Consider the following 14,777-nt stretch of genomic DNA (forward strand, 5'->3'; position numbering starts at 1 on the left):
GTCCAGTTATTTATTTCTTTGAAAGAATTAAAAATTTAAGGGTAAGGAGTTAATGAGGTATGCGTAATTTATTTGTTCCCGCGGCGTTAATTTCACTCGCGTTGGGTTTAAGCGGCTGTGATGATGCAAAAAATAAAGAAACCGCCGCGGCTCCTGCGGCCAGCAGCGACAGCGCGCCGAAAGAGGGCGGTTCGCTGATTATCGGTATTACCAGCGGCGATCCGCTGGCGGTGAACCCGATTTATGCCAGCGATCGCACGACGCTCACCATTATGCAGGCGCTGTACGCGCCGCTCTACAGCTACAACGACGGGAAAGTCGAGTGGGGCCTGGCTGAAAGCCTTGAGCCTTCCGCCGATAACCTCAGCTATACCCTGAAGCTCAAGCCTAACCTGAAATGGCAGGACGGTCAGCCGATCACCGCCGACGACGTGGTCTTCACCTTCAACAAACTGTTGGATGAAAAGCAGCATAGCTTCTTCCGCAGTATGTTTATGTTCGGCGGCAAGCCGGTGCAGGTGAGCAAGATCGATGATTTAACGGTGAAATTTACATTACCGCAGGTTAGCGCCGCGTTTGTTGGCACGCTGGTGCAGATCTACCCGATCCCGCAGCACGTGTTCGCTAACGAAAGCGATCTGGAAAAAAGCGCGAAAAACGATGCCCCGGTAGGCTCCGGGCCGTTCAAATTCAAAGAGTACCGCGCGGGTCAGTACTATGCGCTCACCCGCTTTGACGACTACTGGAACGGCAAAGCGAAGCTTGATTCGGTGACCTATCGCTTTGCGAAAGACAGCAATTCGGCAAACCTTGCGCTGCAAAACGGCGAGATAAACTTGAAGATGGTCGACCCGCAGGATGTCACCCGCCTGCAAAAAACCGATAAATTTAACTTCGTGGTTTACCCGGAAGGGCGTCTGGCTTACATGACCTTTAACCAGAACGTACCGGCGATGCAGAGCAAAGCCCTGCGCCAGGCCATTGCCTATGCCATCAACAAAAACGATCTGGTGACGACGGCCTTCACGTCGCTGGACTACGCTAAACCGGCAACCTCATTCCTGACGCCGGACACGCTGTACCATTCTGACGATGTGGATCAGTACGCTTACGATCTGGATAAGGCGAAAGCGCTACTGAAAGCGTCCGGCGCGCCGAACGACCTGAAGCTGCGTTTAGCCTATATCAACACCAATAAAACCCAGGAGAGCATGGGGCTGTATATCCAGCAGCAGCTGAAGGCGCTGGGGATCAACGTCGAGCTGATGCCGCTGGACGCCAACGCCATGTCCCAGCGCAGCCTGGACATGAACAACACCGCCTATGAACTGAGCCTGGGTGGTTACATCATGGGTGCCGAGCCGGATGGTTACAAATCGCTGTTTATGAGCAACGAAGCCTACAACTACGCGCACTATAAAAATCCACAGTTCGATGCCCTGTGGGATAAAGGCGCCATTGAAACCGATAGCGCCAAACGCGGTGAAATCTATAAGCAAATCCAGCAGGTGGTGGCGACGGACATGACCTACTATCCGATTGCCTACACCAACGCGGTGGTGGCGGTTGATAAACGTTTCGGCGGCACTCAGGAAGCAGAGCCGAAGCCGGTTTATATGTTCCAGGATTTATCGAAGCTCTATCAAAAATAAGTATTTTTAGCCCCCGCTTGCGGGGGCTTTTTGTGAAGGGAATGTCGTGAACACTATGTTGACTCGTCGGCTGCTGCAGCTGCTGCCGATGCTTTTCTTTATCTCGCTGGTGGCGTTTTTGCTGGTCAAACTCGCCCCCGGTGACCCGGTTGCGGCCTACATAACGCCGCGCATGTCGCCGGAAGACATTGCGCATATCCGCCACAGCCTGGGGCTGGATAAACCGCTGGTCACCCAGTATCTCATCTGGCTGAAAAATATCCTGCGTGGCGATCTAGGCTATTCGCTGATTTACCATCGCCCAGTGCTGGAGATGATTGTCGAACGGATCCCCGCCACCCTTGGTCTGATGGGGGCATCGCTGCTGTTGGCTATCGTCCTGGCGGTGCCGCTGGGTCTGCTGGCCGGGGCATTTAAGCACCGCTGGCTGGACTACGTGCTGAACCTGTTTGCCTATATCGGCATTTCGGTACCCATTTTCTGGTTTGGTATCCTGCTGATTACCGTGTTTGCCGTCCAGCTCAACTGGTTTCCCAGTATGGGGATGCGCACAATCGGCATTGAGGACAGCTGGCTGGACGTGACGCGCCACGGCGTGTTGCCGTGCATTGCGCTGACTTTTTACAACCTCTCGACTTACGTGCGTTACGTACGCTCCAACACCATTAGCCAGCTCTCGGCGGATTACGTGCAAACGCAGCTCGCCTATGGGGCGACCTACCGCACGATTCTGTTCCGTCATGTGCTGAAAAACGTGCTGCTGCCGGTGATTACGCTGTTTGGCCTGTCGTTTGGCGAACTGGTGGTGGGAGCTTATGTCACCGAGAGCGTCTTCTCCTGGCCGGGGATGGGGCTGCTTGGGATCCAGGCGATCACCTCGCTGGACTACCCGCTGATCATGGCGATTATTCTGCTGTCGTCACTGATGCTGATCGTTGGCAACCTGCTGGCCGATCTGCTGTATCGCTTCGCCGATCCCCGCATTCGTACATTGAGGTAGCCACGATGACCAGACGCTGGCAAAACGTACGCCATCAGCTTCGCCGCAATCGTCCGGCGCAGTTTTCGCTGTTGGTACTGTTTATTTTTATTCTCGCGGCGCTGTGCGCGGGATTGACCCCTTACGACCCGGACCAGATGTCACTGGCCTCGCGGATGCTGCCGCCCGATGCCAGCCATTGGTTCGGCACCGACGAATATGGCCGCGACTATTTTACCCGCGCGCTGTGGGGCGGGCGGATTTCCCTGCTGGTCGGCTTCCTGGCGATGCTGTTTTCCACGCTGATCGGCACGCTGGTGGGCACGATTAGCGGCTACTTTGGCGGCTGGCTGGATAATTTGCTGATGCGCGCCGTTGATATTCTGATGGCGATTCCCGCTTTCTTCCTGCTGCTGGTGCTGAACGCCTATCTGAAGCCGGGCGTGGACAACATCATTCTGATTATCAGCCTGCTGACGTGGATGAACATGTCGCGTCTGGTACGCGCGGAAACGCTGTCGATTAAGGAGCGTGAATATGTCCTGTATGCGCGCGCTTCCGGCGAACATCCGCTGCGCATTATTGCCCGCCATATCATTCCCGGCGTGCTGCCGACAATTATTGTGGCCGCCACGCTAAACATCGCTTCGGCAATCCTGATGGAGTCGACGCTGAGCTTCCTTGGCCTCGGCGTACAGCAGCCCGCGGCATCATGGGGCAGCATGCTGAACAACGCGCAGTCGTATATTGGCGAAGCATCCTGGCTGGCGATGTTCCCGGGGATTCTGATTCTGCTGACCGTGTTCAGCTTTAACGTGCTGGGCGACGTTTTCCGTACCGCCTTTGAACCGGGAGCCAACCGCGATGAGTAACCTGCTGGAGATTACCAATCTGCACACTTCTTTCTTCACCCGTGAGGGTGAAGTACATGCGGTGCGTGGCGTCAGTTTTTCGTTGAACGCCGGGGAACTGGTCGGCATTGTCGGAGAATCCGGATGCGGTAAGAGCGTTACCTGTAAGTCGATTCTCCAGCTGCTCGGCAATAACGGCAAAATTACCGGCGGCAGCATTCGCTTTCGCGGCGATGACCTGGCGGAGAAAACGTCGCAACAGATGCGGCGGATTCGCGGCAGTGAGATTGCGATGATTTTCCAGGACCCGATGACGGCGCTGAATCCGGTGCTGACCATTGGTCGCCAGATGAGCGAAATTCTGATGCGCAATCAGGGGCTGGACCGCCGGGCGGCAAAAGCGAAAGCGCTGGCGATGCTCGATAGCGTCGGTATCGCCGATGCGGCGCGACGCTTTGAACAGTATCCGCATGAGTTCAGCGGCGGGATGCGTCAGCGCGTGATGATTGCCATTGCGCTCTCCTGCAACCCGCAGCTGTTGATTGCCGATGAGCCCACCACCGCGCTGGATGTGACCATCCAGGCGCAAATTCTGCGGCTGCTGAAGTCGCTACAGCAACAGACGCAGACCGCTATCCTGCTGATTACCCACGACCTTGGCGTGGTGGCGCAAATGTGCAGCCGCGTGGTGGTGATGTATGGCGGGCAGGTGATGGAAGAGGGGAAGGTTGAAGATATCTTCCTGCGCCCGGCGCATCCCTATACACAAGGGCTACTGGCCTCCTTACCGCGTGCCGACGACCCGGAGCATCGGCTATCGCCCATTGAAGGCTCCCCGCCCGGTCTGTTAAACCCGCCGCCGGGCTGCCCGTTTGCCGAGCGTTGCGCGCATCGTCGGCCGCAGTGCGCGCGTCCGCCCGCGTTTTATTCCTGCGGTGAGGGGCATCGAGTGGCATGTTGGTTATGGCTGGAACAGGAGGCATCGGCATGAGCGAGTTACCGTTAATTCGTCTGCGCGAGGTACGTAAACACTATGCGCTGAACGGTGGGTTGTTAGGCCCCAAACGGCTGGTGAAAGCGGTGGATGGCGTCAGCTTTGATATTCAGCCGGGGGAGACATTCGGCCTGGTGGGGGAGTCCGGCTGCGGCAAATCGACGGTGGGACGCGCCATTTTACGCCTGTTCGACATTACTTCCGGCGACATTGCCTTTGCCGGGCAGGAGATTGCCCAGGCGTCGGAGAAAACTCTTAAGCCGCTACGCCGCCGGATGCAGGCGATATTTCAGGACCCGTGGTCGTCGCTGAACCCCGGCATGACGGTGCAGCAGCTGGTGGCGGAGCCGATGAAGATTCATGGCTATGATGCGCAGACCCAGCGTGAACGCGCGGCGGAAATGCTCGACAAAGTCGGCCTGAAATCCGAGCATCTGACGCGCTTCCCGCATGAGTTTAGCGGCGGCCAGCGCCAGCGTATCAGCATTGCCCGTGCGTTGTCGGTGAATCCGGAGTTCGTGCTGTGCGACGAACCGCTGTCGGCGCTGGACGTATCGGTACAGGCGCAGGTGGTCAACATCCTACAGGATCTCCAGCAGGAGTTGGGGCTGACCTATCTGTTCATTGCCCACGATCTGTCGATGGTGCGGCATATTTCCAGCCGCATCGGGGTGATGTATCTCGGCAAACTGGTCGAAGTCGCGCCTGCCGGAGAACTGTATCAGCGGCCCGCGCACCCGTATACTCAGGCGCTACTGGCGTCGGTACCGGTGCCTGATCCACGCGTGCGGCAACTGGAGGAAGGCGGGCTGAAGGGCGAGATTCCGAGCCCGACGGCGGACATTCGCGGCTGCCGATTTTGCAGCCGTTGCCCGCATGTCATGCCGCAGTGCCAGCAGCAGGAGCCGCCAATGCAGGAGATCGCGCCGCGTCACTTTGCGGCCTGCTGGCTATTTAAAGCTTAAGCGTGCGTAGCCAGCCAGTGGACGACCGCTTCCGATGTGCCGCGAAAGACAATCTTGTCGGCTTTTTTCTCTAGCTGATAGCGGTACATTGGGTCGTAATACTCGTTCAGCAGCGGCACCAGCCAGGCGAAGTGCGCCTCGGTGGAGCCGCTGCGCTGCTGTTCGGCCAGCGCCTCGTCGAGCGTCGCCGTCAGTTCAGCAAAGCGCTGTAACCCCAGACGACGGCGAATGGCGAACAGGCCGTGATGCAGGTATTCGCAGTACTCCAGCCAGCCCTTTTCTTCGCCATAGGCGGCGAGGAAATCGTGATGCATGCGGGTAAAATACTCTTCACGCAGGCGCTCAAGACGCAGATCGAACGGATCTTCCACTACCGCGATCGGCGACTCAGCCATCCGATCCCGCAGACACTCCGGCAGATGATTCGCGCCGATCATCCGGCCTTCATCTTCCAGCACCCAGCGAACGCGCTCTTGTTGATGTGCCCCTTTGAGCAGCGCCGTGGCCAGATGGTTCTCAAAGGTGGCCTGTGAAAACTGCGCATCAAGCGTGCGGCCAAACGATGAACCGCGATGATGCGCCAGCCCTTCAAGGTCTATCCCCTGCGGCTGCTGGCGGACCAGCGGCGTTTTGCCATTGCCGGTGCAGCCGCCGATCAGCACGATCGGGTGGCGCACCAGCTCTTCCGTGGCCTGCATCGCCGCCTGGCGCAGCGCCTTGTAGCCGCCGACGATCAGCGGATAGTCAATGCCTTCGGCCTTAATCCAGCTTTGTGTGATATGCGAACGCTGCCCGCCGCGCGCGCAGCACAGATAGCCCTGCGGCGCCTGCCGACAGGCCTCCAGCCACGCGGCGATGCGCTGCTGGCGCGTTTCGCCGGAGACCAGTTCGTGCCCCAGCGCCAGTGCGGCTTCCGGCCCCTGACGTTTATAGCAGGTACCAACGGCAGCGCGCTCTTGATCGTTCATTAACGGCAGGTTGACGGCGGCGGGCATCGCGCCATGCGCAAACTCAACCGGCGCGCGAACGTCAATGATGGGCGTTTCTGCGCGCAGAATAGCGCAGTAATCCGTCCCATTTTTCATGGGCAATCCTTCTCTAACAAAGTGGGGGTAAGGCGGTCAGGGCAGGATTTTACGCTTCAAGGAGGGGGCCGGGGAAGCGTTAGATACTTTCCCCGGCACGAAAGGCCTATTTCAGACGCGTTTGCGCCCAGGCAATGCCGCTGGCGTATTCGCCCGGCAGCAGCGGCACCAGCGCTTCCAGCGTCGCGCTCAGGCGGCCTGTATCGCTGTCGTTGAGGTTGAGATGGCCTACTTTACGGCCCGGTCGTACCTCTTTGTCGTACCAGTGCAGGTGCACCAGCGGCAGTTTCAGCCAGTCGTAGTTCAGATCGGAACCAATCAGGTTGACCATCACCGACGGGCTATTAACTACCGGCGGCGGCAGCGGCAGGTCGGTAATGGCGCGCAGATGCAGCTCGAACTGGCTGATGGACGCGCCGTTTTGCGTCCAGTGGCCGCTGTTGTGTACGCGGGGCGCCAGCTCGTTGATCAGCAGACCGCCAGGGGTGACGAAGCACTCCATCGCCATCACGCCAACGTAGTTCAGCTCCTGCATAATGGCGCTGAGCATGGCTTCCGCCTGCGCCTGCTGCTGGGCGTCGGCCTGCGGGAAGGCGACGCTCATGCGCAGAATGCCGTCCTGATGCAGGTTATGCGTCAGCGGATAGAATACGGTGCTGCCGTCGTGGGCTCGGGCGCCAACCAGCGACACTTCGCCGGAGAAGTTAATGCCCTGCTCGACGATGCATTCGCCATAGCATTCGTCCGGCAGCTGCGCGGTGTCGTCTTTGCGCAGACGCCACTGGCCGCGGCCATCGTAGCCGCCGGTGCGGCGCTTAACGATCGCCAGCTCGCCCAGACGGTCAAAAACGCCAGGCCACTCATCGGCGCGGGCCAGCAGTTGCCACGGCGCGGTTGCCAGATTGAGCTTATCGAACAGCTGCTTTTGCGTCAGACGGTCGGCAATGATCGGGAAAACGTCACGGTTCACAAACGCGGTGTGCTCCGCCAGCTCGCGAGTGAGGGCGGTTTCCGGCCAGCGCTCGATTTCAGCGGTGATCACACTCTGCTGAAACGGCACGGCGGCAGGGTCGGCTTCTAAACCGACCGGCCAGACGGCGATGCCCAGCGGCTCACCGGCCTGGCGCAGCATACGACCTAGCTGCCCGTTGCCCAGCACGCAGACCTGCTTCATGCGGCACCTCGCGGGTCCGGGTTATCCAGCACTTCATCGGTTTGCGCTTTACGCCAGTCGGCGATGCGCTGATGCAGTTCCGCGTCGTGCTGAGCCAGAATCTGCGCGGCGAGCAGGGCGGCGTTAGCGGCACCGGCTTTACCAATCGCCAGCGTACCGACCGGAATTCCGCGCGGCATCTGCACGATGGAGTAGAGGCTGTCGACACCGCTTAATGCGGCGCTCTGGACGGGGACACCCAATACCGGGACCAGCGTTTTGGCGGCAATCATTCCGGGTAAGTGCGCAGCGCCGCCGGCACCGGCAATAATCACCTGATAACCGTTGCTTTCGGCGTCTTCGGCGAAGCTGAACAGTTTATCGGGCGTGCGGTGGGCGGAAACCACTTCAACATGGTGAGGTACGTTCAGAATATCGAGGATTTCTGCGGCGAACTGCATGGTAGCCCAGTCGCTTTTGGACCCCATCACGATGGCGATACGTGCCGGATTATTGCGGGAAGACATGCGTCTGAAAACTCCTGTGGGTGTGCTGCACACGACGTTAGAGGCCACAGAGAATAACACGGAAAATGGGCAAGGAAAACGGTTGCGTCGCCGTGGGGCGGCTGATTACGGCGGAAAAATCAAAATGGGAAGGCGATCAGCTCAACGTCTTCCGCGGTCACTTTGACCATTGAACCCTGGGTATGCCATGCGCCGAGTACCACGCGATGCGCCTGCGTGCCGTTAGCAACGAGACGATGGATATCCGGACGGTGCGTATGGCCGTGAATGAGCCACTGTACCCGGTGTTTTTCCATCACTTTAACCACCGCGCGCGGGTTGACGTCCATGATCTCCATGGATTTACTGCTGTTGGCGGCCTTGCTGTCACTGCGCATCTTTTGCGCAATACGGCGGCGGATAAACAGCGGCAGGGCGAGGAACAGCTTCTGGATCCACGGGGTGTGTACTTTGGCGCGAAACGCGAGATAGCCCGGATCGTCGGTACATAGCGTGTCGCCGTGCATAATCAGCACCCGGCGGCCATAAAGCGTGAGTACCTGTTCTTCAGGCAGCAACTGCATGCCGCTCTCGCGGGCGAAGCGTTTGCCAATCAGGAAATCACGGTTGCCGTGAATAAAGAAGCAGGGGACGCCGGAATCAACCAGCGATTTAATGGCAACGGCCATTTCACGATGTAGCGGGTTGGGGTCGTCGTCGCCAATCCAGGCTTCAAACAGGTCGCCAAGGATGTACAACGCGTCGGCCTGACGAGCTTCACCGTGCAAAAAACGCAGAAAACCGGCGGTAATCGCCGGTTCTTCTGTTTGCAGATGTAAATCTGCAATAAAGAGTGTCGCCACCGATTACTCGCTGACGGTCACGCTTGTAATCACAACGTCTTCTTTTGGAACGTCCTGATGCATACCGCTGCGGCCGGTAGAAACGCCTTTGATCTTGTCAACCACGTCCATGCCTTCAACCACTTCAGCAAATACGCAGTAGCCCCAACCCTGCAGGCTTTCGCCGGAGAAGTTCAGGAAGTCGTTGTCTGCTACGTTGATGAAGAACTGAGCGGTCGCGGAGTGCGGAGCCTGGGTACGCGCCATGGCCAGCGTGCCACGGGTGTTTTTCAGACCGTTGTTGGCTTCGTTTTTGATCGCTTCTTTGGTGGTTTTCTGCTTCATGCCCGGCTCGAAGCCGCCGCCCTGAATCATGAAACCGTTGATAACACGGTGGAAAATCGTGTTGTTGTAGAAACCTTCGCGGCAGTAGTCCAGGAAGTTTTTGACTGTTTCCGGCGCTTTGTCGTCGAAAGTTTTGATGACGATGTCGCCGTGATTAGTGTGGAAAGTAACCATTTCTGCATCCTGTTCCGTTTAAAGTGGTGCTTTAGCCCGCCTGTGGGCGGCATATAGGCGTCTGTTATAGCATAACCCGGAACATCGATCACCTTGCATTGTGTGCTGCTTCCGGGTTGAATTACGGGTAGAATATACCGTTTCAGGCGAAAGCCCGGTTCACACACGTAAACATGGAATTCTCGATGCTAAAAATCTTCAACACAATGACCCGCCAAAAAGAGGAATTTAAGCCCATTCATGCCGGAGAAGTGGGCATGTACGTGTGTGGTATCACCGTTTACGATCTCTGTCATATCGGCCATGGCCGTACCTTCGTCTCCTTTGACGTGGTGGCGCGCTATCTGCGCTTCCTCGGCTATAAGCTGAAGTACGTGCGTAACATCACCGATATTGACGACAAAATTATCAAACGCGCCAACGAGAACGGTGAAAGCTTTGTCGCGCTGGTGGATCGTATGATCGCCGAGATGCACAACGATTTCGACGCGCTGAATATTCTGCGTCCGGATCAGGAGCCGCGCGCCACGCACCATATCCACGAAATCATTGAAATCACCGAGCAGCTGATCGCTAAAGGTCACGCCTACGTGGCGGACAACGGCGACGTGATGTTCTCGGTGCCGACCGATCCAAACTACGGCAAGCTGTCGCGTCAGGATCTGGACCAGTTGCAGGCCGGCGCGCGCGTCGATGTGGTTGACGTGAAGCGTAACCCAATGGACTTCGTGCTGTGGAAGATGTCCAAAGAAGGCGAGCCGAGCTGGCCGTCTCCGTGGGGCGAAGGCCGTCCGGGCTGGCATATTGAATGTTCCGCGATGAACTGCAAGCAGTTGGGCAACCATTTCGATATTCACGGCGGCGGTTCGGATCTGATGTTCCCGCACCATGAAAACGAAATCGCCCAGTCTACCTGCGCGCACGACGGCGAGTACGTGAACTACTGGATGCACTCCGGCATGGTGATGGTGGACCGCGAAAAGATGTCCAAATCGCTGGGTAACTTCTTTACTGTGCGCGATGTGCTGAAGTACTACGACGCCGAAACCATCCGTTACTTCCTGATGTCCGGCCACTATCGTAGCCAGCTGAACTACAGCGAAGAGAACCTCAAGCAGGCGCGTTCCGCGCTGGAGCGTCTGTACACCGCGCTGCGTGGTACCGACAAATCCGTCCCGGCGGCGGGCGGCGAAGCGTTCGAAGCGCGCTTTATTGAAGCGATGGACGACGATTTCAATACCCCGGAAGCTTACTCCGTGCTGTTCGATATGGCGCGTGAAGTGAACCGCCTGAAGGCTGAAGATATGCAGGCCGCGAACGCGCTGGCGTCGCATATGCGTAAGCTTTCTGCCGTGCTGGGCCTGCTGGAGCAGGAGCCGGAAGCCTTCCTGCAAAGCGGTGCGCAGGCAGATGACGGCGAAGTGGCTGAAATTGAAGCGTTAATCCAGCAGCGCCTGGACGCGCGTAAAGCGAAAGATTGGGCGGCGGCCGACGCCGCACGTGACCGTCTCAACGAGATGGGCATCGTGCTGGAAGATGGCCCGCAGGGCACAACCTGGCGCCGTAAGTAAGCTTTACCCCCTCTCTCTGCCAGAGAGAGGGGTTTCCCGCCCTTGTAGCCCCTCCACAAACGCCGTCATCAACTCTGACAGCGGTTCGTCGTACCACAATGCATAAAGATCGGCGGGTACCGCTTGTGCAAGCGGCAGAAAACGTACGCCCGGCCAGTGAATCAACCCGCAGGTTTCCGGCAACAGCGATAGCCCCATTCCCGCGCTCACCAGCGCTAACGCCGTTTGCGGCTCGTTTACCTGATGGGTAATCAACGGATAAAACCCCGCCTCCACGCAGCGGTCGTGCAGCTGACGAGCGAAGTCGCTCTGTTCAAAGGAGAGTGAAATCAGTGGTCTGGTGGCCAGCGCGGTTAAGGGAACCGAGCTTAGCTGGCACAACGGATCGTTCTCCGGCACTGCGAGAGCGATAGATTCATGGGCAATCAGCTGGTTACGGATGTTGGTTTCGGCATAAGGCAGGACGTTGCGGTTAATGGCGATGTCGATAGTGCGGGCGCGCAGCGCGTCAATTTGCTGATGCTGCGACAGCTCGCGCAGACTCCAGTCGACCCCCGGATTCTTCGCCTTAAACGTTTTCAGCCGCGTCAGTAGGGTGCCCCACAGTGCGCTGCCGACAATACCGATGGTGATATGCAGGTTCTCGCTGCGACCGATTTGCCGCACGTAGTTCAACGACTGCTCGGTGGCGCTCAGGATGCGGTCAACCTCGGTTTTTAGGACCAGCCCGGCGCGGGTCAGTACCACTTTCCGACTGGTTCGTTCAAACAATTTGGTTTCCAGCGTCTCTTCCAGCTCTTTAATCTGCATGCTCAGCGGTGGCTGGGAGATATTCAGCCGCGCTGCTGCTCGCCCGAAATGCAACTCTTCAGCAAGAGCCTGAAAGTAACGCAGCGCGCGAATGTTAATGCGGTTGTTGGCCAGAGCGTCGGTCATGGTTCGTTCGGGATAAAGGGGAGGGAGGGCCATCATGCCCCCCTCCTTTTGCCTTGTCAAACCGCCGCCGACGGGGAGGTATGCAGGCGTTCAGCCCGGCTACAGAAGATAGCCGTGACCAGCACAACCAGCAGCACGGTATAGGACACCGTGGCGGTATTCAGCGCGCCATGCAAGCCGTAGCGGCCATTAACGAGCGAGGAGACGCTGGCGAACAGCAGTGTGCCTACCGTACCGCAGGTCAGTAACGCGGAAATCAGCGTTGGCGAGCTTTGGCTCACCTGCAGCGAACCGTAGCTCATCAGCCCGGAGAACAGACCGGAGTTAAAGAAGCCGAAAACGGCGCAGGCGACAAGAATCAGCGTGGTGTTGCCGCTGTTGGCAATCAGCATGATGGCGATAAGACCGATCGCGGTACAACCCAGCAGGAAGGTGCGCAGCTTCATCCACTTCACGGTGAACTGGTTGAGGAACAGGCCGATAGCTTTCGCCACCCAGTAGACGGTGGTGTACAGCGCTGCCTCCTGCGGCTCAATATGGAAGCGGAACTGTAAATAGCCTGGTGTCCACATGGTGAAGATAGGCTCAGCCAACAGGAAGGCGAACAGCGCGAAACAAATCAGGTAGACCGACGGACCCCAGGGCTCACGAGCGGTGTGTGTGCTGTGCTGCGCGGGTGCTGGCGCTTCGGTGGGCGGGAAACGGCAGCGAATCGTTAACGCCAGCATCAGCGCACCTAAACCACCCATGATACCGTACATCGCCACCCAGCTCGCGCCCATGCGGAACAGCCAGGCCAGCAAGAAGGAGAGCGTCGCCCCGGCGAGGCTAAAGAAGAAATCGGTAAAAATCAGGCTCGAGGAACGGCTTTTTTCGTCCGGATTGATTCGCACCACCAGATAGCTGCCGATGGTCATGAAAATACCGCCACAGGCGCCAATGCCGGCGACGGCAAAGCTGAACATCGTCAGAGTAGGCGACACAAACAGAATCGCGCTGATGAGAACGGTCAGCGCCGCTGCGATAACCAGCGGCTTCTGCAGCCCCCATTTGCGCATCAGAATACCGCCCAGCATGATGGGAATAAACATGCCGATGTTCATCAGTGTGAACACCTGGCCGATAAAGCTCGGGTCTTTGTGGAAGGCAGCGCACAGCGGGCCGAGCACGATGCCAAGGGTGGAAACCAGCGCGCCGACGAAGTAATAGCTTAGATACGAGACGGCGTTTAAATTCGGGCGGGACCAGGACATGTCAGACATAGACGTATCTCCAGGCGGGCAGCAGTCTACCCGCCGATGCATCAGAAATTAGGCGTATTGTTTAATAAACTGGCCAATCAGGCGGATAAAGTCTTCCGTCACCATGGCTGCGCATTTGAGCGTTTGTTCGTGCGACAGCTCCACGTCGCTCAACCCTTCTGCCATATTGGTGATGGCCGATACGGCCAGCACTTTTAGCCCACAGTGGCGCGCCGCGATCACTTCTGGCACCACCGACATTCCTACCACATCGCCGCCCATACGCTGCATCATGCGGATTTCCGCGGCGGTTTCGAAGTTTGGCCCCGGATAGGAGACAAAAACGCCTTCGTGCAGCGGGATATCCAGCCCTTTGGCGGTCTGGTGCAGTTGGGCGCGCAGATCTTTGTCGTAGGCGTTTGCCAGGCTGAAGAAGCGCGGGCCAAAGCGATCGTCATTCGGGCCGACCATCGGCGTGGACGGCATGGTATTGATATGGTCGTTTAGCGCCACCAAGCTGCCTGCGGGGATATCCGCGTTCAGCGAGCCTGCGGCGTTGGTGCAGAACATGAATTCACAGCCGAGCAGCTTAAAGGTGCGTACCGCCTGGGTCATGATGCCCATGCCGAGGCCTTCATAGAAATGACCGCGGCCTTTCATGCAAATCAGCGGCACGCCGTGCAGCGTTCCCATTACAATTTCCCCGGCGTGGCCGATGACGGTGCTGACCGGAAAACCCGGTAGCGCTTCGTAGGAAAGGGTTGTTTTGTTATCCATACGGTCGGCCAGCGCGCCGAGACCGGAACCGAGGATTAAGGCGATACGCGGGGTAAACCCGGGCTTTGCTGCGCGCAGGATTTCGACGGCTTCGTAAGGGGCATTATTGAGAATTGACGTTGACATACAGACTCCAGAAACAGGGATGTTTCGCGGTATTCTGCGGAGCAGTCGATTTGCAATCCAATTCAATTAATGCGTGTATTGATATTTTTATTGAATTGATTGCGGCGGTGGTGATTTTAAAATCTTTAAATTCAAAGTATTAAATGTAGGCTGAAAGTTTGAACGCGCCGGGGAAGGCGGCTTCGACGTGATGATTTGTGATGTGCCTCACTTTGACGCTGCGCTACCGGGCGATGGACGTGTCACGATAGTTAGCATCGGGTATGGACATACAGCGTATTACCGCTGAAGTGGGAAGATACGGTAGGGCGTTATTTGGGGAATAAAACCCGGCGTCGACTGGCGAAGCCGGGTGACTGGCAGGATTTATGCGGTAACGGTAACGCTTTGGCCTTCAAAACTCACGGTTTGACCGGCGACAATTTTGCAGCGTTTGCGGGTTTCCACCGCGCCGTCCACTTTGACCAGACCGTCGGCGATGGCGATTTTCGCCTGCGCGCCGCTTTCGCTCCAGCCTTCCAGCTTCAGTAAGTCACAGAGTTCCACATGCGGATGCTTACCCAAAGAAAATGTTGCCATC

15 protein-coding genes are annotated in these 14,777 nt (G+C 57.7%); 6 read left to right on the plus strand and 9 right to left on the minus strand.

The window, feature by feature from the left end; translation table 11 throughout:
- Positions 1-59 precede the first annotated feature (59 nt).
- From NNN71_RS13855 to NNN71_RS13875, 5 genes are read left to right on the plus strand one after another with little or no spacing between them, the layout of a single operon-like run.
- Positions 60-1,652, plus strand: coding sequence for an ABC transporter substrate-binding protein (locus NNN71_RS13855; RefSeq protein ID WP_271458726.1), 1,593 nt, complete (start codon positions 60-62; stop codon positions 1,650-1,652).
- A gap of 55 nt (positions 1,653-1,707) precedes the next feature.
- Entirely contained in the window at positions 1,708-2,652 is a 945-nt protein-coding gene (locus NNN71_RS13860) for an ABC transporter permease (protein ID WP_271458735.1), read from the plus strand.
- Positions 2,653-2,657: 5 nt separating this feature from the next.
- Positions 2,658-3,503 carry an ABC transporter permease gene (locus tag NNN71_RS13865; protein ID WP_249022196.1) on the plus strand — a complete coding sequence of 282 codons (846 nt, stop codon included), beginning with the start codon at positions 2,658-2,660 and terminating at the stop codon, positions 3,501-3,503.
- Complete coding sequence (locus NNN71_RS13870; protein ID WP_271458727.1) at positions 3,496-4,473, plus strand: ABC transporter ATP-binding protein; 978 nt, start codon at positions 3,496-3,498, stop codon at positions 4,471-4,473. The genes NNN71_RS13865 and NNN71_RS13870 overlap by 8 nt, the downstream gene beginning before the upstream one ends.
- A complete protein-coding gene (locus NNN71_RS13875; RefSeq protein ID WP_223804065.1) occupies positions 4,470-5,441 on the plus strand; it encodes an ABC transporter ATP-binding protein in 972 nt (323 codons plus the stop codon). The genes NNN71_RS13870 and NNN71_RS13875 overlap by 4 nt, the downstream gene beginning before the upstream one ends.
- Here NNN71_RS13875 and mnmH read toward each other — a convergent pair.
- From mnmH to ppiB, 5 genes are all read right to left on the minus strand, one after another.
- Positions 5,438-6,526: a tRNA 2-selenouridine(34) synthase MnmH gene (gene mnmH, locus NNN71_RS13880; RefSeq protein ID WP_271458728.1), complete on the minus strand. Its 1,089-nt coding sequence runs from the start codon at positions 6,524-6,526 to the stop codon at positions 5,438-5,440. The genes NNN71_RS13875 and mnmH overlap by 4 nt on opposite strands.
- A 106-nt stretch (positions 6,527-6,632) precedes the next feature.
- Positions 6,633-7,700, minus strand: coding sequence for a 5-(carboxyamino)imidazole ribonucleotide synthase (purK, locus tag NNN71_RS13885; protein WP_223804066.1), 1,068 nt, complete (start codon positions 7,698-7,700; stop codon positions 6,633-6,635).
- Complete coding sequence (gene purE, locus NNN71_RS13890; RefSeq protein ID WP_163445981.1) at positions 7,697-8,206, minus strand: 5-(carboxyamino)imidazole ribonucleotide mutase; 510 nt, start codon at positions 8,204-8,206, stop codon at positions 7,697-7,699. The genes purK and purE overlap by 4 nt, the downstream gene beginning before the upstream one ends.
- A 119-nt stretch (positions 8,207-8,325) precedes the next feature.
- On the minus strand, positions 8,326-9,048 hold the full coding sequence (gene lpxH / locus NNN71_RS13895) for a UDP-2,3-diacylglucosamine diphosphatase (RefSeq protein WP_271458729.1): 723 nt from the start codon (positions 9,046-9,048) through the stop codon (positions 8,326-8,328).
- Between the two features lie 3 nt (positions 9,049-9,051).
- The gene (ppiB, locus tag NNN71_RS13900; protein WP_064548074.1) at positions 9,052-9,546 is read right to left on the minus strand and encodes a peptidylprolyl isomerase B; all 495 of its coding nucleotides are present in this window, start codon (positions 9,544-9,546) and stop codon (positions 9,052-9,054) included.
- A gap of 185 nt (positions 9,547-9,731) precedes the next feature.
- Here ppiB and cysS point away from each other — a divergent pair, with 185 nt between their 5' ends.
- Positions 9,732-11,117: a cysteine--tRNA ligase gene (gene cysS, locus NNN71_RS13905; protein ID WP_163445983.1), complete on the plus strand. Its 1,386-nt coding sequence runs from the start codon at positions 9,732-9,734 to the stop codon at positions 11,115-11,117.
- Between the two features lie 3 nt (positions 11,118-11,120).
- Here the strand turns inward: cysS and NNN71_RS13910 are convergent, their stop codons facing one another.
- The 4 genes from NNN71_RS13910 to ybcJ all read right to left on the minus strand — a co-directional run bounded on the left by NNN71_RS13910 (position 11,121) and on the right by ybcJ (position 14,776).
- Positions 11,121-12,086, minus strand: a complete 966-nt coding sequence (locus NNN71_RS13910; RefSeq protein WP_271458736.1) for a LysR family transcriptional regulator — start codon at positions 12,084-12,086, stop codon at positions 11,121-11,123.
- Between the two features lie 23 nt (positions 12,087-12,109).
- Positions 12,110-13,315, minus strand: a complete 1,206-nt coding sequence (gene tsgA, locus NNN71_RS13915; RefSeq protein ID WP_271458730.1) for an MFS transporter TsgA — start codon at positions 13,313-13,315, stop codon at positions 12,110-12,112.
- Between the two features lie 48 nt (positions 13,316-13,363).
- A complete protein-coding gene (gene xapA / locus NNN71_RS13920; protein WP_167576445.1) occupies positions 13,364-14,197 on the minus strand; it encodes a xanthosine phosphorylase in 834 nt (277 codons plus the stop codon).
- A 366-nt stretch (positions 14,198-14,563) separates the two neighbouring features.
- Entirely contained in the window at positions 14,564-14,776 is a 213-nt protein-coding gene (gene ybcJ / locus NNN71_RS13925) for a ribosome-associated protein YbcJ (protein ID WP_004143016.1), read from the minus strand.
- Between the last annotated feature and the right edge of the window lies 1 nt (position 14,777).

It is taken from the genome of Kluyvera sp. Awk 3, assembly GCF_028069715.1.
Taxonomy (GTDB): domain Bacteria; phylum Pseudomonadota; class Gammaproteobacteria; order Enterobacterales; family Enterobacteriaceae; genus Kluyvera; species Kluyvera georgiana_A.